This is a genomic window from Martinezella lusitana, from assembly GCF_900094565.1.
In the GTDB taxonomy this organism is placed as follows: Bacteria; Pseudomonadota; Alphaproteobacteria; order Rhizobiales; family Rhizobiaceae; genus Rhizobium; species Rhizobium lusitanum.
Genome location: NZ_FMAF01000020.1, coordinates 20,065 through 41,268 on the forward strand (window position 1 = coordinate 20,065; position 21,204 = coordinate 41,268).

Below are 21,204 nucleotides of genomic sequence, written 5' to 3' on the forward strand. Positions count from 1 at the left end.
TTGTCACGAATCACGGGACTGCTATCGTTGTGACAGCCAAAGCATGCGGCAGTCGTGGACGACAGATGAGAAGCCTCACAGACAAACAGCGTATCGATTATCCGATCCTGGCGATCACGCTGTTTTCGGTGCTCTACAACTGCATCCTCGCCTATATCAACCACAACATCATGCCGCTCTCGATCTCGCACGTCGTGCTGTGCGAGGGTCTGATGATGATCTCCAGCGTGGCTTTCATCCTGAAGAAGGGGATTTACGAGGAAGACCTGCCGATCGTCCTGTTTCTCGGCTTCGCGCTGGTCATCACGATCTACATCATCGTCTTCAACCGCCTGACCTTCATCGACCAGTTCCGCAACATTCTGATCATCTTCGCCTTTGCCGGCATCGGCAGCTGGGCGAGCGAGAGAACGGTGAAGCTCGCTTTCCGGATCGCCTGCATAGCAGTGCTGTTGTTTCTCGTCTGCGAAATCGTCAGCACGCCCTTTTATGTCAGCCTGTTCCATCCCGGCGAATATTTCGAGAATACGCGCGGCATCAAGCAGGTGAGCTTCAACTCGACCGGCCTTTTCGCCAATGCCCTCGGCTTCCAGGGGCGCTTCTCCTTCGGCCTCATCGATCACCGCTCGTCATCGATCTTCCTGGAACAGGTGTCGCTCGCCAATTTCTGCGGCGTCATCGTCATCTACCTGCTCTCCTTCTGGCCGAAGCTCGCCCTTCTTGAAAAGGCGCTGTGCATCTCGACTGTGCTTTTGATCCTGCTCACCAATGACACCCGCACGATGCTGATTTTTTCCTGCGTCAGCATCGGAGGCTATTTTCTGTTTCCGAAAATCCCGAAGGCATTCAATCTGACGCTGATGCCGGTCATTATCCTCATCGGCTTCTTCGTGCATTTCATGAAGCCGGACGAGGTTGGCGACAATTTCACCGGGCGCATCGGGGTCACGATCAAGAAGATGCTGGACCTCGACATCCAGGCAATGCTCGGCCTGTCGATCTCGCGTATCGGCGAATTTGCCGACAGCGGCTATGTCTATCTCATCTACGGATCGACGATTTTCGGCCTCATCGTCTTCTGGCTCTTCGTCTGCCTCTATCCGGCCGGAAGGACGGCGGCGCAAAGACGCTGTGCGCATTCACTCTCTCTTTTCATTTTTCTGAATATGATGATCGGCGGTACGGCGATCTTTTCCATCAAGATCGCCGGGCTGCTCTGGCTGCTCGTCGGTTACATGCGTGTTTCCGACAACCCGCGCGCCGTTCGGGTGCAGTCGGAAAACCTAAATGAAAGTAGAGTGCCGGGCTGACGACCATTCACGTCGGCAACGGCCGCGTGAGGATCGAGATGCTTGTTCAGTTGCAGTATCTGCGTGCCATCGCCGCGCTGATGGTCGTCTATTTTCATTCGATACTACAGGTGTCGAAGGTCCAGCCCGACTTCCAGACGGATTTCTACCTTTCCGGCGAAACCGGCGTCGACATTTTCTTCGTGCTCAGCGGCTTCGTCATGTGGCTCACCACTGCCGGGCGTGAAATACGTCCGCTGGATTTCTACCGACGCCGCATCCAGCGCATCGTGCCGCTCTACTGGCTGGCGACCTTGTTCGCAGCGAGCGTGGCACTTCTCGCTCCGACATTATTGAAGTCGACGGTCTTCGATCTTCCGCATCTGATTGCCTCGCTCTTTTTCCTTCCCTGGAAAAATCCCGCCGATCCGACGATGGCGGTCCCGGTGGTCGTTCCGGGCTGGACGCTCAATTACGAAATGTTCTTCTATTTCGTGTTCGGCTTGCTGCTGCTCGTGCGCGAAAAATATCGCATTGCGGCACTCTTTGCGACGATGACGACGATCATTCTCGTCTGCCGCTTCATGCCGGGCGGCATGACGGCGGCCAAATTCTACAGCGACCCGATCATCTACGAATTCCTGGCAGGCGTGGTTCTCGCCAAGCTCTATCTCGACAAGATCCTGCTGCCGCAGGCGGTTGCCTGGCCGGCGCTGGTGGTGGGATTCTCCTTTCTGCTGATCAACGAGGCACTTTGCGACGCCAGCACCCGCGCCTATACGTGGGGCATCCCGGCGATCGTCATCCTGTATTCGGCCGTGTCGATCGACTTTTCGAAGCTTCCGGTCATCGCGACGCTGAACTATCTCGGCGATGCCTCCTATAGCATCTATCTCACCCACGCCTTCACGCTCGCATTTCTACGTATCATTTGCGTCCATCTGAACATCCAGATTCTGACAAGTCCTCCGGTCTTCATCGTCAGCTGCATCATCTGCTCGGCAATTGGCGGCGCCATCATTCATGAGCTGACGACACCCAGCCGCTGGCGGAAATGGAAGAGGAAGCGCGCGGTCGCCGCTTGACCGCCTCCTATCAGATTTTTTGGCGTCTGCTCTCAAGACGACGGGGATACGCGGCTTAAAGGCGCAATGGGAACGGAGTTTTCCGCCGCCTGTCATAAGCTTTGTCCCACGTTCGGATCGGGGAGCTTTTCCCTGAGTGCTGATTGCGATAAGCGAGCGGCGACGATGAGCCGTTCTACGAGGGAAGAGACATGAAGAACTATGTACTGACTGTATCGTGCAAGTCGACGCGCGGGATCGTTGCGGCGATCGCCAATTATCTGGCCGACCAGGGCTGCAACATCGTCGATTCCAGCCAGTTCGACGATCTCGACACCGGCAAGTTCTTCATGCGCGTCTCCTTCATCTCCGAGCAAGGGGTCGGCCTGGAGGCGCTGGTCGAAGGCTTCAAGCCGGTCGCCGCCAAGTTCGAGATGGAGGCCGAGATCCATGATGGCAAGAAGCGCATGAAGGTGCTCTTGATGGTCTCGCGCTTCGGCCATTGTCTCAACGACCTGCTCTATCGCTGGAAGATCGGCGCGCTGCCGATCGACATCGTCGGCGTCGTCTCCAACCATTTCGATTACCAGAAAGTCGTGGTCAACCACGACATCCCCTTCCACCATATTCCGGTGACGAAGGCCAACAAGCCGCAGGCGGAAGCACGGATCATGGAGGTGGTCGAGCAGACCGGCACCGAACTGATCGTGCTGGCCCGCTACATGCAGATCCTGTCGGATTCCATGTGCCAGAAGATGTCTGGCCGCATCATCAACATCCATCATTCCTTCCTGCCGTCCTTCAAGGGGGCGAACCCCTACAAGCAGGCCTATGAGCGCGGCGTGAAGCTGATCGGGGCGACGGCGCATTACGTGACGGCCGATCTCGACGAAGGCCCGATCATCGAGCAGGACACGGCCCGCATCACGCATGCGCAGTCGGCCGACGATTACGTCTCGATCGGCCGCGACGTCGAGAGCCAGGTGCTGGCCCGCGCCATCCATGCGCATATCCACTACCGCACCTTCCTCAACGGCAACCGCACCATCGTCTTCCCGGCAAGCCCGGGAAGCTATGCATCCGAACGGATGGGGTGAGCCCCGATCGTTCGATCCACGGCCTTTCCCGATTACAGCATCCGCCGCAGCACCTCATCCTTTCGGAAGAGGTGGTGCCAGAGGGCTGCCACGACATGCAAGCTGACGATCGCATATAGGCAATAGGCGCCGTATTCATGGATTTCGGCGGCCATTCTCTCCAGCGGCTTGTCGAGCGGCAGGAGATTAGGCCACTGGAAAAGCCCGAACCACGGCAGGTCGTGACCGCCGGCCGCGGAGGTCGTGTAGCCTGCGAGCGGCATGAGGATCATCAGCCCATAAAGCAGGATATGCACGCCCCGCGCCGCATAGTGGTTGAGGGCGTCGAGCGGCTGCCGATATGCGGGCTCGCCGAAAGAAAACCTGAGCGGCAGGCGGATTGCAATCAACGCCAGCGCCGTCATGCCGAGCGATTTATGCACATCGAGAAGGCCGCGGCGAAGCGCGGAGCCCGGCACGAGATACGAGCAATAAAGGCCAAGGCCAAGAGCTGAGATGATCACAATGGCCATAGTCCAGTGCAGGATTCGCTGCGACGGTCGATATCGGAGTGTTGGCGTATCGGACGAGGCCTCGGTAGTGTTCGGCATATGCTGGTTCTCCGGTGGTCATGGGATTTCGGCGCAAATGGGTTGATCGTCCGGAACCTGGCTGATTTGAAGGCTTGTCAATTCACCTTCTCGCGAGCTGTGACGCCCGCAATCCGAAGCGCGATTGATGTCGTGCCAAAGGCGAAAACCCTTAGCGAGGCGATGGAAATCGTCCGGCGAGACGCGGGCCGGTTGCAGCTATTCGACTGAGGTCGACATCTGGGCGGAAGCCGCGCGAAGCCTATCTTCCGACTTATGTTCGATCACCCTATCTGTTTTCGGTGATTTTCTTTAGGATGGAATGGTTTAGTGTCGACGCAAATGAACCGTCCGGGGGGATGCCATGGCTGACGCCGCGCTCGTGAACCGTATGCAACTGCAAAGACCGGATATCACGCCGGAAGACGCAGCCGAGATCCTGCAGACGCATTACGGCCTCAGCGGAGCATTGAGCGAACTCGGCAGCCAGCAGGACCGAAACTATCGCATCGATGCCGGCGACAACGCCTATGTGCTGAAGATATGCCGGGCCGAATACGAGCTGGTCGAGCTCGAAGCGCAGAACGCCGCCATCCGCCACCTGCACGGCAAGCCCGATGCACCTCGCATACCCGATGTCGTGCCATCACTCAACGGTCGCGACATTCTCACCATCACCATCCGCGAACAGGACTATCTCGTCCGGCTGCTCGGTTTTCTCCCCGGGCAGACATTGACGCGGCGCAAACATCTCTCACCGGCGGCCGCCGCCGGTCTCGGAGCACTTTCGGCCCGGCTCGCACGCGACCTCGCCGATTTCGAGCATCCCGGCCTTCACCGGAACCTGCAATGGGACCTGCGCCGGGCCGGGCCGGTCGCCGTGCAGCTCCTGTCGGCCATAACGGACCATGAGGCGCGCGACCGCATCGCCAAGGCAATGGTGGCGGCGGTCAAGCGCATCCAGCCGCTCGCGAGCGCGCTGCGCGTGCAGCCCGTCCATCACGATGTCACCGACGACAATGTCGTCAGCCACCCTGATGCGCATGGTCAGCTCGTCCCGGATGGCGTGATCGATTTCGGCGATATCATCCAGGGCTGGCTGGTCGGCGATCTCGCCGTCACCTGCGCCTCGCTGCTGCATCACGCTGATGGCAATCCCTTCCAAATCCTTCCGGCCGTCAGGGCCTATCATGCGATCTATCCGCTGGAAGAGGCCGAGGCCAAGGCCCTATGGCCCCTGATCGTCGCGCGCGCCGTCATCCTGGCCGCAAGCACCGAACAGCAGCTCGCCATCGATCCCGACAACGACTATGTGCGCGGCAATCTCGATTTCGAACGCGAGATTTTCGATGTCGCGACCGGTGCGCAACCGGATGTGATGGAGGCCGCGATCCTGCGAACGATCGGCTTCGATGTCACCCCGATCGCGACCGAAGGCTGGTCGGCGCTGCTGCCGGATATCGATCCGCGAGAGATCGTCGCTGTCGATCTTTCCGTCACCGGGCCGGATTTTATCGATGGCAACTGGCAAAAGCCTGACATGGACTGGCGGCTGCTTGCCCAGGCGGCGATTGCCTCCGGCGCGGCGGCAACGCGCTACGGCGAGTTCCGCCTGTCACTCGCGGCTCCGCTCAGCATGGCGCCGCCACGGAATTTCGCTCTGCACAGTGACATCTGCCTGCCGGCCGGCGCGACGGTTGCGGCGCCCTTCCCCGGGCTTCTGCAGCGTCAAGGGCAACATCTTGTCCTTGTCGGCGAAGAGATCAGCCTGCATCTCGATGGTGTCGACACCGCACTCGAAGACGGCGCGGCCATCGAACGGGGCGCGACCCTGGGCACGATCGGCAGCGAGGGATCGGCGATCGGCGGATTGCGCGTGCAGTTCTGCCGTGTGCCGACACTGGAGCCGCCGCTCTTTGCTGCAGCGGATCAGGCTGATGGATGGTCTGCCGTCTGCCCCTCGCCCGCCGCTCTGCTCAATGCCGCCTGCGAAGCGCCACGGCCGGATTCCTCCTCACTGCTTTCCTTGCGCAATGCGCATTTCGCCGAGCCGCAGAAACATTATTACGAGATCCCGCCGCAGATCGAACGCGGCTGGCGCGAATTCCTGTTCGACATGCAGGGCCGCTGCTATCTCGACATGGTCAACAACGTCACCACGCTCGGCCACGCCCATCCGCGACTGACGGCGGCCATCGCGCAGCAATGGTCCCGGCTCAACACCAACTCCCGCTTCCATTATGCCGCCGTCGCGGAATTTTCCGAGCGGCTGGCGACGCTGGCGCCGGAGGGGCTCGACAGCGTCTTCCTCGTCAACAGCGGCTCCGAAGCCAACGATTTGGCCATTCGCCTCGCCTGGGCGCATACCGGCAAGAGAAACATGCTTTGCCTGCTGGAGGCCTATCATGGCTGGACAGTCGCGAGTGACGCCGTCTCCACCTCGATTGCCGACAATCCGCAGGCGCTGACGACGCGGCCCGACTGGGTCCATCCCGTCATTTCCCCCAATACCTATCGCGGCCCATTCCGGGGCCCTGACTCGGGCCCCGATTATCTCGACGACGTCGCCGCAAAATTGCAGGCCATCGACCAAAAGGGCGACGGCCTTGCGGGCTTCATCGCGGAGGCGGTCTACGGCAATGCCGGCGGCATCACCCTGCCCCATGGCTATCTTGCCGGCGTCTATGATGCCGTGCGGCAACGCGGCGGCCTCTGCATCGCCGATGAGGTGCAAGTGGGCTATGGTCGGCTCGGCGCGCACTTCTGGGGCTTCGAGAGCCAGGGCGTCGTGCCCGATATCATCACCATCGCCAAGGGCATGGGCAACGGCCATCCGCTCGGCGCTGTCATCACGCGCCGCGAGATTGCCGAATCGCTCAAAAAGGAAGGCTATTTCTTCTCGTCTGCCGGCGGCAGCCCGGTAAGCTCCATCGTCGGGCTTACGGTTCTCGACATTCTGAGGGACGAAAACCTGCAGGAAAACGCCCAGCTCATCGGCGATCGTCTGAAGGCGGGGCTGATCGCGCTCATGGAGCGCTTTCCCCTGATCGGCGCGGTGCACGGCATGGGCCTCTACCTCGGCGTGGAGTTCGTCCGCGACCGTGAAGCGCTGACGCCCGCCACCGAGGAGACGGCCGCGATCTGCGAGCGCCTGCTCGATCTCGGGGTCGTCATGCAGCCGACCGGCGATCACCTGAACGTGTTGAAGATCAAGCCGCCGCTCTGCCTTTCCGCCGAGAGTGCCGATTTTTTCGTGAAGGCGCTGGAAAAGGTACTTGGAGACGGATTTTGATCCGTCCAACAGCGCCATTAACCATTAGGGTAATTTAGCGGCGGGTGAATTTTAATGCCGCCGGGGCATTGCCGAATCTCTCGTTCATTCCTACTTGTCTGTCGGTGATCGGCAATACCGTTCCACTACGGAAAGTTGCGCGGAGGTTGACACAACCTACCCCGCAATTAGCCAGGTACGGAATTATATTTCCCCGATCGTCGACATTTTGACATCTTTCGGAATATGTTTCTGGAGATGTATTTGCTATTATCTACTAAGATTGTAGACAATAGCACATCGGATCACCGGCTCTGGAATCGGAGCCTTAACAAGTACAACACCAACTAGGGACGTGACATGCTGAAAGTTAAAGCCATCGCTTCGATCCTTGGGCGGTCCGTGCTTGGCCATGACCGCTCGGGCGCGCTCTCCAGCCCGCGCTGTCGAATGTGACGTTCGTCCCCTTACCGGATTCAAACAGTCAATTCGCCATGTCTGCGCCGATAGCGGTGCGGAGGGAGTATATTTATGAAGAAGCAAGTTATCGAATACGCCGGCGTTCCGGTCGGCATCGTCGTTCCCGATCAGGATCGGCTCAAGTTCATTGCTGTGAAATATCACGTCCATGATCTGGACGAGCAGCATTTCAGAAATGCAGACGAAGTGAAGCTCGCGATCCGCGATCTCCTTTCTCGCCAACAGGCAAAGCCGATCCACGTTTGATGGATCGGCCTTGCCGCTACTTTTACATTCCAATCACCCGCCCTCGCCCTTCGAGGGTCGCTACGCTCTCACCTCAGGGTGAGGGCTGATCTTTCCAATAGAATCAACCGGACCTATCCTGCTTTCGCCTTCGAAATCAGGTTTTATTGCATTCCACGCGAGGCCACTCCGCCCTCATGGTGAGGTGGCCCGAAGGCCCCTGGAACCACGAGGGTCGGCCCCGACGCTCCAACAAACCCATCTTGTCTTTTCATCCTCTTTACGGTCCTATCGCCATGACAGCCTCGCGCTGCAAAAGGCGAAGGATTTTTCATTGGCTGCTCTTCTCAATCTCCTGACCGATATCGAAGGCGTCGCCGTCGGTCATTCCACCGATCTTGCGCTCGGCTCCGGCGTCACCGCCATCATCTTCGACGAACCGGCCGTGGCCTCCTGCACAGTGCTCGGCGGCGCGCCGGGCGGACGCGATACCGCGCTGCTGGATCCGGCCATGACCGTCGGGGTGGTGGATGGCCTCGTTCTTTCAGGCGGTTCCGCCTTCGGGCTCGATGCGGCCGGCGGTGTTCAGGCGGGTCTTCGCGAAATCGGCCGTGGCCTGCAGGTCGGCGACGCGCGGGTGCCACTTGCGCCGCAGGCGATCCTTTTCGATCTCATCAATGGCGGCAACAAGGACTGGGGCCTGCATTCGCCCTATCGCGATATGGGCTATGCCGCCTTCAAAGCTGCGGGCAAAGGGCCGTTTGCACTCGGCAGCGTCGGCGCCGGCACAGGTGCCACGACGGCTACGGTCAAGGGCGGGCTCGGTTCGGCCAGCGCCGTCAGCAGCAAGGGATACCGGATCGCCGCCATCGTCGCCGTCAACGCGCTTGGCTCCGCCACCATCGGCGACGGCCCACATTTCTGGGCCGCTCCTTTCGAGGAGAATGGCGAATTCGGCGGGCTCGGCATGCCGAAAACCATTGATACACGCTTGCGGCTGAAGGGCACCAATGTCACCGCCACGACGATCGGCGCCATCGTTACCGATGCACGGCTGACCAAGGCGGAGGCACATCGCCTGTCGATCTTAGGCCATGACGGCTTTGCCCGCGCCCTGTTGCCGACGCATCTGCCGCTGGACGGTGATACGATATTTGCGGCCTCCACCGGCAAGCATGATCGCGACGACATGCCGAGCTTCATGGAGCTCTGCCACCTCGCAGCCATCGTCATGGCTCGCGCGATCGCCCGCGGCGTTTACGAGGCGACGGCGCTGCCGATCGACGGCACGCAGCCCGCGTGGCGGGATCGCTTCGCCAAGCCTGTCGCCTAGCCGGAGGTTTCGCGCATGCAGATCCGGGCGCTGATCTATTTCGACGAGCTGGTGCGCACCAGTTCGATGCGCCAGGCGGCCGAAAACCTGAATGTGGCGCCGACGGCCATCAGCCGGCAGATCGAGAATCTCGAATATCACTTCGGCACGCAGCTGGTGGAGCGCAGCGCCCGTGGCGTCAAGCTGACGGCCGCCGGCGAATTGCTGGCCGCACGCGCCGGCCGGACGCTGCGCGAACTCGAGCATGTGCATCAGTTGATCGAAGACCTGAAGGGCCTCCAGCGCGGCCGCGTCAGCATCTATGCCAATGGTGCTGCGGTCGCCAATATCCTCGCTCCCGCGCTTGCCGAATTCAGCCTGCGCTATCCGAGGCTTCGCTTCGAGGTGACCATCACCAGCGCTCGCGGCGCCATCGAAGCCGTCAACAGTGCCGAGGCCGATATGGCGGTGACGCTGTTTGCGCCGCCGCTTTCGGGAACCAAAGTGCGCCTGCGCTCCGAGCTGATTTACGACGTGATCCTCGCGGCCTCGCATCCGCTCGCGGGTAGCAAGGAGATCACTGTGGCCGAAATCGCCGCGCAAGCGCTTGCCGTGCCCGACCGCTCCTTCGGTGCGAGGCAAGCCTTCGACGCCCTGTTCGAGCGTGAGGGGCTGACGCTCGATCCGGTATTCGAGACTGGATCGCTGGAAATGCAGAAGGAGCTGGTGCTGCGTGGCGCTGCGATCACCATGCTGCCGGCGCTGACGGTGCAGCGAGAGATCGCGGCGGGCCAGCTTATCGCCTTGCCGGTCGCTGATGGTAAGGGAGTGAGGACACCGATCGACCTGTGCGTCGCTCCCGACCGCCAGCTTTCCTTTGCCGCCGGCAAGCTGCTTGATTTCATCGAGCGCTTCATGCGCCAGCAACTGACCGCCAAGGAGAGGCAGGATTGATCGAAATACTGTAGATGACGGAATTCAGTGTAGCGATATCGGCTACACTGAGCACACATTTTCAGAATTGAGTGTACGCCCGCGAGATGACACTATCTTGAAAAGACCGTATGCCGGAAGGGAAGCCGGACTTGCGGACAAAAGCAAGGGAACTGAAATGACCACGTTTTTACGCCCGAGCCTCGGCGATTTTGCGCGCCGCCTCGCCTGCGGTGCGGCGCTTTCCGCCGGTCTTTTGATGCTTGGTCTAACGCCAGCGGAAGCTGCCAAGACGACGCTCAATCTCGGCATGAGCGTCGAGCCGACCGGGCTCGATCCGACGATCGCAGCACCCGTCGCGATCGGTCAGGTCACCTGGCAGAATATCTTCGAGGGGCTCGTTGCCATCGACGAAAGCGGCAAGATCGTGCCGCAGCTCGCAAAGAGCTGGGAAATATCTGCCGATGGCCTGACCTATACGTTCAAGCTGCAGAGCGGCGTCAAATTCCATGATGGCGAGGCCTTCGATTCGGCAGCGGCGAAATTCGCGCTCGATCGCGCCCGCGGCAAGGATTCCGTCAATCCGCAGAAGCGCTTCTTCGCGACCATCGCCTCGATCGATACGCCGGATCCGCAAACGCTGGTCCTGCATCTTTCCTCGCCGACCGGCAGCCTGCTCTACTGGCTCGGCTGGCCCTCTGCGGTCATGGTCGGACCGAAATCCTCCGCCAACGACAAGACGACGCCCGTCGGCACCGGCCCGTTCAAGTTTTCCTCTTGGGCGAAGGGTGACCATGTCGAACTCACCAAGAGCCCTGATTACTGGAACAAATCCGTCGACGTGAAGCTCGAGAAGGTCACCTTCCGCTTCATTTCCGACCCGCAGGCCGAAGCTGCGGCCCTGAAAGCCGGCGATGTCGACGCCTTTCCGGAATTCGCCGCACCCGAGCTGATGAGCTCCTTCGACGGCGACCCCAGGCTGATGACCAAGATCGGCAATACCGAGCTGAAGGTCGTGGCCGGTATGAACAATACGCGCAAGCCCTTCGACGACAAGCGCGTGCGCCAGGCGCTGATGATGGCGCTCGACCGCAAGACGATCATCGAGGGCGCCTGGTCCGGTTTCGGCACGGCGATCGGCAGCCACTACACGCCGAACGATCCCGGCTACAAGGACCTGACGGGCACGCTTCCCTACGATACGGCGAAGGCCAAGGCGCTGCTCGCCGAAGCCGGCTATCCAAACGGCTTCAGCTTCACCATCAAGACACCGCAGATGGCCTATGCGCCGCGCAGCGCCCAGGTGATGCAGGCCATGTTCGCCGATATCGGCGTGACGATGAACATCGAGCCCACCGAGTTTCCGGCTAAATGGGTGCAGGACGTCTTCAGCGGCCGCAACTACGATATGACCATCGTCGCTCATGCCGAGCCGCTTGATATCGATATCTATTCGCGCGACCCTTATTACTTCAACTACAAGAACCCTGATTTCAACGAGCTGATGAAGAAGATCCAGCTCACTGCCGACCCGGTCGAGCAGAACAAGCTTTACGGGGAGGCGCAGACCATTCTCGCCGAGGATGTGCCCGCACTCTTCCTCTTCGTCATGCCGAAGCTCGGCGTCTGGGACAAGAAGCTGAAGGGCCTCTGGGAAAGCGAGCCTATTCCCTCGAACGTCCTTACCAACGTTTCCTGGGAAGACTGACCTCTTTCGCCTGCAGGCGCGGACGGGCGAATCGTTTCGCCCGCCGCCAACCATTTCGATGCCGGGCATGATCGGCCATGGACATGCTATGATCGCACTCCTCATCCGTAGGATTTTCGGGCTCCTGCTGACGCTGATCGCCGTTTCGCTGCTGGTCTTCGCGGTCATGGCGCTGCTGCCGGGCGATCCCGCTGCGATCACGCTCGGCACATCCGCGACACCGGAGACACTTGCAGCGCTGAGGCACGATATGGGCCTCGACCAGCCGCTGATCGTCCGCTACGGCCAATGGCTTGCCGGTGCGCTGACGGGTGATCTCGGCAAATCCTATACCTACGGCGTGCCGGTCGCCGGCCTGATTGCCGAACGGCTGGCCGTCACGCTGCCGCTTGCCGCCCTTGCCGTCGTGCTTTCGGTCCTCATCGCCGTTCCCCTCGGCGTTGCGGCTGCCGCCAGGCGCGGCGGCTTCTTCGACATCCTCGCCGCGCTGTTTTCGCAGATGGGCATTGCCGTGCCGGGTTTCTGGGTGGGGCTGCTGCTGGTGCTGCTGTTTGCCACCTCGCTCGGCTGGATGCCGGCCGGCGGCTTTCCCGGCTGGGGCAATGGGCTCTGGCCAGCGATGAAATCGCTGGTGCTGCCGGCTGTCGCCCTTGCCCTGCCGCAGGCGGCGGTGCTGACCCGGGTCACCCGTTCGGCCGTGCTCGACACACTGCATGAGGATTTCGCCCGCACGGCGCTTGCCAAGGGCCTGTCGCGCAACCGCGTGCTCTGGGGACATGTGGTGCCGAATGCGCTGGTGCCGGTGCTCACCATTCTCGGCCTGCAATTCACCTTTCTCGTCGCCGGAGCCGTGCTGATCGAAAATGTCTTCACCCTGCCCGGCCTCGGCCGGCTCGCCTATCAGGCGCTCAGCCAGCGTGACATCATCGTGCTTCAGGATGTCGTGCTGTTCTTTGCCGGCCTCGTCATCGTCGTGAACTTCCTGGTGGATCTCTCTTATCTCGTCATCGATCCCCGGCTTCGGGCTGGAGGTGCACGATGAGCGTCACCGACAGCGCGACCGTCGCCCGCCCCCTCCGTTCCCGCTTTCGCGGGCTGCGCCGCGCCAACCTGATCCTCGGGGCGATCATCATCCTTGCGCTTGTCGGCATCGCCATTCTCTCGCTGTTCTGGACGCCGGTGCCGCCGGCGAAGATGCAGATCACCCACAAGCTGCAGCCGCCTTTCGGCTTTGGGCTTCTCGGCACGGATCAGCTCGGCCACGACGTATTGTCCATGCTGATGGCCGGCTGCTGGAATTCGCTGTCGATCTCGGTCTCGGCCGTTGCGATCGGCGGCACGCTCGGGACGATCATCGGCATCACGGCGGCTGCGCGGCGCGGTATTTTCGAGGCGCTGATCATGCGGGCCTGCGATGTGATCTTCGCGCTGCCGCCCATCCTCTCGGCCATGATCCTCGGCGCCTTTTTGGGAACGGGGCGGACAACCGCAATTCTGGCCATTGCCGTCTTCATGGTGCCGGTGTTTGCCCGCGTGGCGCTTGGCTCTGCTCTGCAGGCCTGGAGCCGCGACTATGTGCTGGCGGCGCGCGCGATCGGCAATACACAGCTTTCGATCACCGTGCGTCACGTGCTGCCGAATATCATGAGCGGCATCATCGTGCAGGCGACGATCCAGCTTGGCCTCGCGATCCTGACCGAAGCCGGGCTTGCCTTCCTGGGCTTAAGCGTGCCGCCACCGGAGCCGACCTGGGGCAGGATGCTCGCCGATGCCCAGACCTATTTCCATGCCGCGCCGTGGCTCGCCCTCCTGCCAGGCCTTGCCATCGCACTCTCCGTCCTCGGCTTCAACCTGCTCGGCGACGGCCTGCGCGACCTTCTCGACCCCCGCGAGGCGGCACGCTGATTTCAGACACGAAGAGAATAGACCATGACCGAACCGACCGATCTTTCCATCCGAGACCTCAAGCGCAAATTTGCCGACAAGAGCCTATCGCCCAGCGAATACTGGCTGGCGCTCGAACGGCATATCGATGCGTGGGAGCCGACGATATCGGCTCTCTATGCCTATGATCCCGAGGATGCACGCAGGCAAGCAGCCGCCTCCAGCGCACGCTGGGCAAAGGGCGCGCCGCTTGGGCCGCTGGACGGCATCCCGGTGACCTTGAAGGAACTGATCGCCACCAAGGGCCAGCCGGTGCCGCTCGGCACGGCCGCCGTCGAGCTCGTTCCGGCAGCCGAGGACGCGCCGATCGCCGCCCGCATGCGCGAGGACGGCGCGGTGATCTTTGCCAAGACCACCTGCCCCGACTATGGCATGCTTTCCTCCGGCCTTTCGAGCTTCCACAAACTCAGCCGCAATCCATGGGATCCCTCACAAAATCCCGGCGGCTCCAGCGCCGGAGCTTCGGCAGCCGCGGCCGCTGGCTACGGACCGCTGCATATCGGTACGGATATCGGCGGTTCCGTGCGCCTGCCGGCCGGCTGGACCGGCATCTTCGGCTTCAAGCCGAGCCATGGCCGCATTCCCGTCGATCCCTATTATGTCGGGCGCTGCGCCGGGCCGATGACCCGAACCGTCGAGGATGCGGCCTTCTCCATGGCGACGCTGTCGCGGCCGGACTGGCGCGACGGCACCAGCCTGCCGCCGAGCGAGATCGACTGGCTGGACCTCGACATCGACGTCAGGGGAATGAAGATCGGCCTGATGCTGGATGGCGGCTGCGGGCTGCCTGTCGATGACGAGGTGCGCGATGCCGTTATATCAGCCGCCAGACGCTTCGAGGAAGCCGGTGCCATCATCATCGACGTTGCGCCGGTGCTGACACGGCAGATGCTGGATGGGCTCGACGTCTTCTGGCGCGCGCGCTTCTGGGGCGACATCATGGGTCTCAGCGAGGAACGCCGCAACATGATCCTGCCCTATATCCATATATGGGCCAAGGGCGGCGCCGATGTCAGCGGCGTCGAGGCAGTGCGCGGCTTCAACCAGACGATCGAGATGCGCAAGAGCTGCGGCAGGCTTTTCACCGAGGTAGACGCCGTGCTTTCGCCGACCAATCCGATCGTCTCCTATCCGGCGGAATGGGCCTCGCCCACCAACGACCCGGCCCTGCCGTTCGAGCACATCGCCTTCACCGTTCCCTGGAACATGTCGGAGCAGCCGGCCTCCTCGATTAATTGCGGCTTCTCCCGCTCCGGCATGCCGATCGGCCTGCAGATCGTTGGCCCGCGCTTCGACGACATGCTGGTCCTGCGGCTCTCCAAGGCTTTCGAGGACTGGACCGGCGGTGTTACCAACTGGCCGAAGCGGCCGGGATGAGCCGCCGGCTAGAGCGGTTACGCGGTTCACGGAATCCCTGACCGCTCTATGCTATTGTTTTTACGCAATTCCGGACGGAAAACCGCTACGCACTTTTCCTGGAATTGCTAGTCTCGTGCCAAGGGTAGCGTAAGACCGATCTTCACCCGGTCCATGGTGACGAGCGATTTGAACTTCGTCACATTCGGATTGTCGTAGAAAAGGCGGCGCGTCAGGACTTCATAGTCGGACATGCTGGCCACGACGACGACGAGAACGAAATCGGCCTCGCCGGTGACCTGGTAACATTGTTGAACTTCGGGTGCGTCAAGGAAGCTGCGCTTGATCGCATTGATAAGATCGTAGCGTTCGTTGGCGATCTGGACTTCGACGATGATGGTGATCGGCAATGCCACTGCCGCCGGATCGACGACCGCGATATTCGCCTGTATGACGCCGCTCGCCTGCATGCGCTTGATGCGCCGCTGCACCGCGGGTGCCGACAGGTGGACGTGCTCGCCGATCGATCGCTGCGGGACGGTGTTGTCCTTCTGAAGAATATCGAGGATCTCCAGATCGAAACCGTCGAGGTTGGGCATTTCAAAACATCCCGTCATCAAAAATGAAACAAAATTGCACGAATGCTGCCTAAATGGAGCCAAATCCTCGCTTCTTATGCAATAGATTTGCGCCACAAACCATCTGACTCCAAAAAAGGTACAGGAATGTCTGCGCCCGAATACGATATCCGGTCCCCGGCCCTTGGCGAAACCATGGCGGCGAAAGACGTTGCCGCCATCGGCGTAGCCTCCGCATCCGATGGCTCGAAGGGTCTGGTTGTCGGTCTGGTGGCGATGGTTCTCGCGGCGCTGGCGATGAGCATCTCCCCCAGCCTTGTGCGCCTGGCCGATGTCGGCCCCTTCGCCAGCGCATTCTGGCGTGTCTTTCTCGCCCTGCCTATCCTTTGGGTATGGATGCGATATGCTGAGGCGGCAGGGGCCGACGCGCCCCGCGCGAGCTTCACGCTGGCGACCATCCTTGCCGGTCTCGCCTTTACGGGAGACCTGTTCTTCTGGCATCTCGCCATCTTGCGGACCACCATCGCCAACGCGACCTTCTTTGCGACGATGGCGCCGCTATGGGTCGTTATCTTCGGCTGGCTGCTGCTGCGGCAAAGGGTCAACCGCGCCACGCTTGTCGGGCTCCTCGTATGCCTTTCGGGCGGCACGGCGCTGGTGGTGCAGAGCCTTGCATTCAATCCAAGCCGCGCCGTCGGCGATACGCTGGGGATCATCACCGGTGCCTTCTTCGGCCTCTATTTTCTGGCGGTCGGCGCGGCGCGCGGCAGGACGAACGCCGCACGCGCGACCTTCGAATTGAGCGTCGTCACATCGGCAATCCTCTTTGTCGTTGCCTTCTTCTTCGAGCCGAGGATGCTGCCGCAATCGGTTTCGGGATGGGGCGTTCTCCTTGCGCTCGGCCTTGTCAGCCATGCCGGCGGGCAGGGGCTGGTCTCGGTGGCGCTCGGACGCCTGCCAACCGTTTTCTCGTCGCTCGTCATTTTCCTCGAGACGATCGCCGCCGCGCTTTTCGCCTGGGTCCTATTCGGTGAAAATGTCACGCTGATACAGGCCCTGGGCGGGATCATCATCGTCGCAGGCATCTGGATTTCCCGGCCGCGCACGCCGTAGAGGCTGTCTCGCGAAGGAAGCACGGGGCGCCAACCGCATTACAGCGTGGCGGCGCCCTTTTGCTCGATGTCGGCATCGAGATCGTGCAATGCCTTTTCGATGACGCGCAGATCGTCCTGAAGACCGTCGTCCGCGCTCATCGAGCTTTCGCTGCCGGCGCGTTGGATGCCGCGCGCTTCACTTTGCAATTCGCGCAGCCTGTCGATCTTGCCGCTCTTGCGGATATGGCTGTCGCACAGAATATCCCTGACTGTCTTTTCCATCGCCGTAATGGGCATGTTTCTTCTCCTCTCGATAGGATATCGCGATCAGAAGAATAACGGACGAGCGGAGAGACTGTTCCGAGGCAGGTCAACCGACGAAGCGGCGGTATCCGGTCGGCTGTTGGTAGAGCCAGCCGATACGCTCGACGGCGGCGGCGAAATTCTCGCGCGCGACGGTCATGGTATGGCCATTCGCATGGACGATGGTCTCCGGGTCCTCCATGATCGCAACATGGCCTTTCCAGAAGACGAAATCGCCACGACGCAGCTCCTCGCGGGCGATCGGCTCGCCGAGACCCGCTGCCTGCATATCAGTGTCGCGCGGTGCTGCACGCCCTGTCATAGAGAGCGCCAGTTGCACCAGCCCGGAGCAATCGATGCCCAGGCCGGAGCGGCCACCCCAGAGATAGGGTGTCTCCAGAAAGCGCAAGGCGACGTCGACGTAATCGCCGCCGTCATTGTGACCGATCGACTCCACATGCCTGGCAAAAATGGCGGTGCCGTCGTCCAGAACGACGTAATGATTGCCGCGCGCTTCGGCGGTGCCGCTGACGCGCACGCGGCTGCCCATCGAAAGCACTGTAACATGCGGCTTGCGCAGCTCCGGTTCGGGATAAAGGAAGGTACGCTGCGGGATAACGATGTGCGTCGCTGCCGCCGTCCCTTCCTTGACCGCGCCTTCGGGGAGATAGCCGACATAGCCATCCGACAGGGACTTTACCCAGCACCAGCCATTGCTGCGCTCGAAAACCGTCACCTCCTCCCCCATCAGCAGCTCTGTATCGATGCCGGAGGCAAGATCCGGCTCTGGGCGAAGTGCTACAACGGGACCGACGATCTGTGCTTTGCTGCCTTCGACGAAGCGTTCGGCCTCGACTTTGCCTCGCAGCGAGGCTTCGGCGAGGTCAGGTCTGAAGGCGTTGAGACGGCGGTCGAGCGTCATGAAAAAAATCCCGAACTCATAGTTTGCGGCCCTGCTCGATAACGAGATCGCCGAGTTTTTCCAGATAGAGCGCGCCGGTAACCGTGCGCTTGATGATGACATTGCGGCGATCGCGATCGTCGCGCACGCGGTCGACCAGCCCCATCTCGCCCATCGTGTCAAGCGCCCGAGTGATGACCGGCTTGGTGACGCCGAGCGTCGCAGCAAGCCCGCGCACCGTATGCGGCGGCGGCACGAGATAGATCTGCAGCAGGATCGCGGTCTGCCGCAGCGTCAAATCATGATCCTCGCGGCGCACCTGAGTGAGCGTCACGCCGTGCCAGAGGCCAAGGGCCTGCGAGGCGGAGAGATCAAGCGGCAAGGGCAACCCCGAAAATCGTTACGCTACCGTTCCATTTTCGGCCAAGATCGTGGCGGATTCAAGGGGAATTCATCAACCCTTTCTCCCCGCGATGCGGGGAGAAAGTGGGACCGGGACATTGAGCTTAAGTGAAATGTCGAGGGCTCGGGATGGGGCTTTCTCTGCAGCAGCCTCAAGACGAGAGTTACCGTCCTTTCGGATCCGTTATTGGTGATGGTAAGGCCAGTCCGGCGTGACCGCGCCGACGTGCGTGGCCCCTCACCCCACCCCTCTCCCCGCAACGCGGGGAGAGGGAACTATAGTGCCCTAACGCACACTCTGCCGGATATGGTGATACAAAGCCCGGATCGCCTGCGCCTCGCCACCGCCCGGAGAGTGCGGTCGTTCACTCTGAGCCCAGCCGAAGATGTCGAAATGCACCCAGCTCGGCGTTTTCGTGACGAAACGCTTGAGGAACAGGGCGGCGGTGATGGAGCCGGCCATGCCGCCGGCGGGCGCATTGGTGATATCGGCGAATTTCGTGCGGATATCCTTGTCGTAGCCCATGTAGAGCGGCATGCGCCACAGCGGGTCGTCCGTCTCCAGGCTCGCCTCGGTCAGATCGCGGGCAAGATCGTTGTCGTCGGTGAAGAAGGGCGGCAGGTCCGGGCCGAGCGCGACGCGGGCAGCGCCGGTCAGCGTTGCCATGTCGATCATCAGGTCGGGCGCATCCTCGTCGGCATAGGCAAGCGCGTCGGCGAGGATCAGGCGTCCCTCGGCGTCCGTATTGTCGATCTGCACCGTCAGGCCCTTGCGGCTCTTGTAGATGTCACCGGGGCGGAATGCATTGGCCGAAATCGAGTTCTCGACGACCGGAACGATGACGCGCAGGTCGACCTTGAGCTTGGCGTCCATGATCATCAGCGCCAGGCCCATGACATTGGCGGCACCGCCCATGTCCTTCTTCATCAGGAGCATCGAGGATGCCGGCTTGATGTCGAGGCCGCCGGTATCGAAGCACACACCCTTGCCGACCAACGTGATGCGGCGATGGCCCTTCTTGCCCCAGCGCAGCTCCAAGAGGCGCGGGGCATCGGCGCTGGCGCGTCCCACAGTGTGCACCAGCGGGAAATTCTCCTTCAGCAGATCATCGCCGATGATGACGGACATGTCGGCCTTGTAGTGCTGGGCAAGCGCCCGGAAGGCGGCTTCGAGCTGTTCCGGCCCCATGTCGTTGGTCGGCGTGTTGATGAGATCGCGGGCAAGAAAGACGCCGGCAAGCTGACGCTTGATGTCGGTGGCATCGGTATCGCGCGGGATCATCAGCGTCGGCGCCGTTACCTTCTCGGACTTGTAGCGCTCGAAACGATAGCTGCCGAGACCGAAGCCAAGCGAAAGCCGGTTCGCGGTCAAAGGCGCCGTTTCGATATGCCAGTCGCCCGCCGGCAGGCTGCGCGCCAGCCTGCCGGTCAGGAATGGCTGCTCGGACGGATTGGAGCCAAGGCCGAACAATGCACCGCCCAGATGTCCATCTGCCGTCGGGATCAGGAGCAAGGAGCCGCTGTCGGCCTTGTAGCCGGCCTTACGCGCCCAATCGAGCGCGATGGGATCGATGGTGCCGGTTTCTATATGCGCCGGCGTGACGGCAAAGATCGGCAGCGTCGCCCCACCCTTCGAATTGAAGGGCGTCGCGCGCTCGATGAATTGATAAGGGGCCATGACTTTCCTTTGACGATGACTTCAGGGAATCGAGAGTTAACCGTCTGTTAGGGTTAACAGATTATTGCTGGAGCGAACATTGCGTCGAACCTTTCCCTGTTCCGATTCTAGGCCGGGCGCAAGACTTAAGGATTCAGGGAAAAGCGTCATGTCCGCCGGTTCAATCGCGTCTTCGTTCAGAACCTTTCTTTTCCAGGGCACCTCGGCCGCGCTTCTGGCGCTCGCACTCGCAAGCTGCTCGACAACGGGCAAAGACAAGATGACGACCGGCTCGATCCCGACGGCGTCGAAGTCCCTCGATACGATGAACGGCAGCGACCTGGCGCAGGCGACCCTTACCTTCGGCAAGGCCTATGACGCCAATCCCAAGGATCGCGACGCCGGCGTCAACTATGCCAATGCCCTGCGCATGAGCGGCCGCAACGATCAGGCGCTTGCTGTCATGCAACAGGTTGCGATCAACAATCCGAGCGATCGCGGCGTGCTGGCGGCCTATGGCAAGGCACAGGCGGCGGCAGGCCAATTGGACGAGGCGCTGGCGACCATCGATCGCGCCCAGACCCCCGACCGACCCGATTGGCGCCTGGTGTCCGCACAAGGTGCGATCCTCGACCAGCTCGGGCGTTCCACCGATGCCCGCGGCAAATATCGCGACGCGCTGGTGCTGGCTCCCAACGAGCCGACGATCCTTTCCAACCTCGGCATGTCCTACGTGCTGACCGGCGATCTCAAGAATGCCGAAACCTATCTTCGCTCCGCCGTCGGCCAGCCGGGCGCCGACAGCCGCGTGCGGCAGAACCTGGCGCTGGTCGTCGGCCTGCAGGGTCGCTTCGCAGAAGCCGAGCAGATCGCCCGGCAGGAGCTGACACCACAACAGGCGAACGCCAACGTCGCCTATCTGCGCTCTATGCTGGCGCAACAAAACTCATGGCAGAAGCTCGCCGCCAGTGGCGATGCGAAGAAAACGGTCCAATAAAATAATTCCAGTAAAATGAGCGGC

19 protein-coding genes are annotated in these 21,204 nt (G+C 61.4%); 13 read left to right on the forward strand and 6 right to left on the reverse strand.

Annotation, left to right across the window (positions count from 1 at the left end; all coding sequences use genetic code 11):
• The first annotated feature begins 65 nt into the window (after positions 1 to 65).
• The 3 genes from GA0061101_RS27475 to purU all read left to right on the forward strand — a co-directional run bounded on the left by GA0061101_RS27475 (position 66) and on the right by purU (position 3,450).
• Positions 66 to 1,310, forward strand: coding sequence for a hypothetical protein (locus tag GA0061101_RS27475; protein WP_092575935.1), 1,245 nt, complete (start codon positions 66 to 68; stop codon positions 1,308 to 1,310).
• 38 nt (positions 1,311 to 1,348) lie between these two features.
• A complete protein-coding gene (locus GA0061101_RS27480) occupies positions 1,349 to 2,374 on the forward strand; it encodes an acyltransferase family protein (RefSeq protein ID WP_092575937.1) in 1,026 nt (341 codons plus the stop codon).
• Positions 2,375 to 2,565: 191 nt separating this feature from the next.
• Positions 2,566 to 3,450, forward strand: coding sequence for a formyltetrahydrofolate deformylase (gene purU / locus GA0061101_RS27485; protein WP_092575939.1), 885 nt, complete (start codon positions 2,566 to 2,568; stop codon positions 3,448 to 3,450).
• 32 nt (positions 3,451 to 3,482) lie between these two features.
• Here the strand turns inward: purU and GA0061101_RS27490 are convergent, their stop codons facing one another.
• Positions 3,483 to 4,040: a cytochrome b gene (locus GA0061101_RS27490; protein ID WP_092575942.1), complete on the reverse strand. Its 558-nt coding sequence runs from the start codon at positions 4,038 to 4,040 to the stop codon at positions 3,483 to 3,485.
• Between the two features lie 343 nt (positions 4,041 to 4,383).
• Here GA0061101_RS27490 and GA0061101_RS27500 point away from each other — a divergent pair, with 343 nt between their 5' ends.
• The 8 genes from GA0061101_RS27500 to GA0061101_RS27535 all read left to right on the forward strand — a co-directional run bounded on the left by GA0061101_RS27500 (position 4,384) and on the right by GA0061101_RS27535 (position 15,269).
• Positions 4,384 to 7,311, forward strand: coding sequence for an aminotransferase (locus GA0061101_RS27500; protein ID WP_092575945.1), 2,928 nt, complete (start codon positions 4,384 to 4,386; stop codon positions 7,309 to 7,311).
• A gap of 510 nt (positions 7,312 to 7,821) precedes the next feature.
• Positions 7,822 to 8,016 carry a hypothetical protein gene (locus GA0061101_RS27505; protein ID WP_015338438.1) on the forward strand — a complete coding sequence of 65 codons (195 nt, stop codon included), beginning with the start codon at positions 7,822 to 7,824 and terminating at the stop codon, positions 8,014 to 8,016.
• 313 nt (positions 8,017 to 8,329) lie between these two features.
• Positions 8,330 to 9,328, forward strand: a complete 999-nt coding sequence (locus GA0061101_RS27510; protein ID WP_092575947.1) for a P1 family peptidase — start codon at positions 8,330 to 8,332, stop codon at positions 9,326 to 9,328.
• 15 nt (positions 9,329 to 9,343) lie between these two features.
• Positions 9,344 to 10,261 carry a LysR family transcriptional regulator gene (locus tag GA0061101_RS27515; protein ID WP_037200970.1) on the forward strand — a complete coding sequence of 306 codons (918 nt, stop codon included), beginning with the start codon at positions 9,344 to 9,346 and terminating at the stop codon, positions 10,259 to 10,261.
• 157 nt (positions 10,262 to 10,418) lie between these two features.
• Positions 10,419 to 11,948, forward strand: a complete 1,530-nt coding sequence (locus tag GA0061101_RS27520; RefSeq protein ID WP_047640312.1) for an ABC transporter substrate-binding protein — start codon at positions 10,419 to 10,421, stop codon at positions 11,946 to 11,948.
• Between the two features lie 88 nt (positions 11,949 to 12,036).
• The gene (locus GA0061101_RS27525; protein WP_047560090.1) at positions 12,037 to 12,990 is read left to right on the forward strand and encodes an ABC transporter permease; all 954 of its coding nucleotides are present in this window, start codon (positions 12,037 to 12,039) and stop codon (positions 12,988 to 12,990) included.
• Positions 12,987 to 13,853, forward strand: a complete 867-nt coding sequence (locus tag GA0061101_RS27530) for an ABC transporter permease (protein WP_047640313.1) — start codon at positions 12,987 to 12,989, stop codon at positions 13,851 to 13,853. The genes GA0061101_RS27525 and GA0061101_RS27530 overlap by 4 nt, the downstream gene beginning before the upstream one ends.
• 24 nt (positions 13,854 to 13,877) lie before the next feature.
• Positions 13,878 to 15,269, forward strand: a complete 1,392-nt coding sequence (locus tag GA0061101_RS27535) for an amidase (RefSeq protein ID WP_047640314.1) — start codon at positions 13,878 to 13,880, stop codon at positions 15,267 to 15,269.
• 107 nt (positions 15,270 to 15,376) lie between these two features.
• Here GA0061101_RS27535 and GA0061101_RS27540 read toward each other — a convergent pair whose 3' ends face one another.
• Positions 15,377 to 15,847, reverse strand: coding sequence for an Lrp/AsnC family transcriptional regulator (locus tag GA0061101_RS27540; protein ID WP_037200975.1), 471 nt, complete (start codon positions 15,845 to 15,847; stop codon positions 15,377 to 15,379).
• 126 nt (positions 15,848 to 15,973) lie between these two features.
• Between GA0061101_RS27540 and GA0061101_RS27545 the strand changes: the two genes are divergently transcribed.
• Positions 15,974 to 16,939: a DMT family transporter gene (locus GA0061101_RS27545; RefSeq protein WP_037200976.1), complete on the forward strand. Its 966-nt coding sequence runs from the start codon at positions 15,974 to 15,976 to the stop codon at positions 16,937 to 16,939.
• 38 nt (positions 16,940 to 16,977) lie between these two features.
• Here GA0061101_RS27545 and GA0061101_RS27550 read toward each other — a convergent pair whose 3' ends face one another.
• From GA0061101_RS27550 to GA0061101_RS27565, 4 genes are all read right to left on the reverse strand, one after another.
• Positions 16,978 to 17,217, reverse strand: a complete 240-nt coding sequence (locus tag GA0061101_RS27550) for a hypothetical protein (RefSeq protein WP_037200979.1) — start codon at positions 17,215 to 17,217, stop codon at positions 16,978 to 16,980.
• A gap of 73 nt (positions 17,218 to 17,290) precedes the next feature.
• Entirely contained in the window at positions 17,291 to 18,145 is an 855-nt protein-coding gene (locus GA0061101_RS27555; protein ID WP_037200980.1) for a C40 family peptidase, read from the reverse strand.
• A gap of 16 nt (positions 18,146 to 18,161) precedes the next feature.
• Entirely contained in the window at positions 18,162 to 18,506 is a 345-nt protein-coding gene (locus GA0061101_RS27560) for a MarR family transcriptional regulator (RefSeq protein WP_034511967.1), read from the reverse strand.
• Positions 18,507 to 18,812: 306 nt separating this feature from the next.
• Entirely contained in the window at positions 18,813 to 20,204 is a 1,392-nt protein-coding gene (locus GA0061101_RS27565; protein WP_037200981.1) for a leucyl aminopeptidase family protein, read from the reverse strand.
• 148 nt (positions 20,205 to 20,352) lie between these two features.
• On the opposite strand from GA0061101_RS27565, the gene GA0061101_RS27570 reads away from it, so the two are divergent.
• Complete coding sequence (locus GA0061101_RS27570) at positions 20,353 to 21,180, forward strand: tetratricopeptide repeat protein (protein ID WP_037200983.1); 828 nt, start codon at positions 20,353 to 20,355, stop codon at positions 21,178 to 21,180.
• The last annotated feature ends 24 nt before the right edge of the window (positions 21,181 to 21,204 follow it).

Excerpts from the sequence above, each read along its gene's own strand:
- GA0061101_RS27475 (WP_092575935.1), top strand. The coding sequence starts at position 66 with ATGAGAAGCCTCACAGACAAACAGCGTATCGATTATCCGATCCTGGCG.
- GA0061101_RS27480 (WP_092575937.1), top strand. The coding sequence starts at position 1,349 with ATGCTTGTTCAGTTGCAGTATCTGCGTGCCATCGCCGCGCTGATGGTC.
- purU (WP_092575939.1), top strand. The coding sequence starts at position 2,566 with ATGAAGAACTATGTACTGACTGTATCGTGCAAGTCGACGCGCGGGATC.
- GA0061101_RS27490 (WP_092575942.1), bottom strand. The coding sequence starts at position 4,040 with ATGCCGAACACTACCGAGGCCTCGTCCGATACGCCAACACTCCGATAT.
- GA0061101_RS27500 (WP_092575945.1), top strand. The coding sequence starts at position 4,384 with ATGGCTGACGCCGCGCTCGTGAACCGTATGCAACTGCAAAGACCGGAT.
- GA0061101_RS27505 (WP_015338438.1), top strand. The coding sequence starts at position 7,822 with ATGAAGAAGCAAGTTATCGAATACGCCGGCGTTCCGGTCGGCATCGTC.
- GA0061101_RS27515 (WP_037200970.1), top strand. The coding sequence starts at position 9,344 with ATGCAGATCCGGGCGCTGATCTATTTCGACGAGCTGGTGCGCACCAGT.
- GA0061101_RS27520 (WP_047640312.1), top strand. The coding sequence starts at position 10,419 with ATGACCACGTTTTTACGCCCGAGCCTCGGCGATTTTGCGCGCCGCCTC.
- GA0061101_RS27525 (WP_047560090.1), top strand. The coding sequence starts at position 12,037 with ATGATCGCACTCCTCATCCGTAGGATTTTCGGGCTCCTGCTGACGCTG.
- GA0061101_RS27530 (WP_047640313.1), top strand. The coding sequence starts at position 12,987 with ATGAGCGTCACCGACAGCGCGACCGTCGCCCGCCCCCTCCGTTCCCGC.
- GA0061101_RS27535 (WP_047640314.1), top strand. The coding sequence starts at position 13,878 with ATGACCGAACCGACCGATCTTTCCATCCGAGACCTCAAGCGCAAATTT.
- GA0061101_RS27540 (WP_037200975.1), bottom strand. The coding sequence starts at position 15,847 with ATGCCCAACCTCGACGGTTTCGATCTGGAGATCCTCGATATTCTTCAG.
- GA0061101_RS27545 (WP_037200976.1), top strand. The coding sequence starts at position 15,974 with ATGTCTGCGCCCGAATACGATATCCGGTCCCCGGCCCTTGGCGAAACC.
- GA0061101_RS27550 (WP_037200979.1), bottom strand. The coding sequence starts at position 17,217 with ATGCCCATTACGGCGATGGAAAAGACAGTCAGGGATATTCTGTGCGAC.
- GA0061101_RS27555 (WP_037200980.1), bottom strand. The coding sequence starts at position 18,145 with ATGACGCTCGACCGCCGTCTCAACGCCTTCAGACCTGACCTCGCCGAA.
- GA0061101_RS27565 (WP_037200981.1), bottom strand. The coding sequence starts at position 20,204 with ATGGCCCCTTATCAATTCATCGAGCGCGCGACGCCCTTCAATTCGAAG.
- GA0061101_RS27570 (WP_037200983.1), top strand. The coding sequence starts at position 20,353 with ATGTCCGCCGGTTCAATCGCGTCTTCGTTCAGAACCTTTCTTTTCCAG.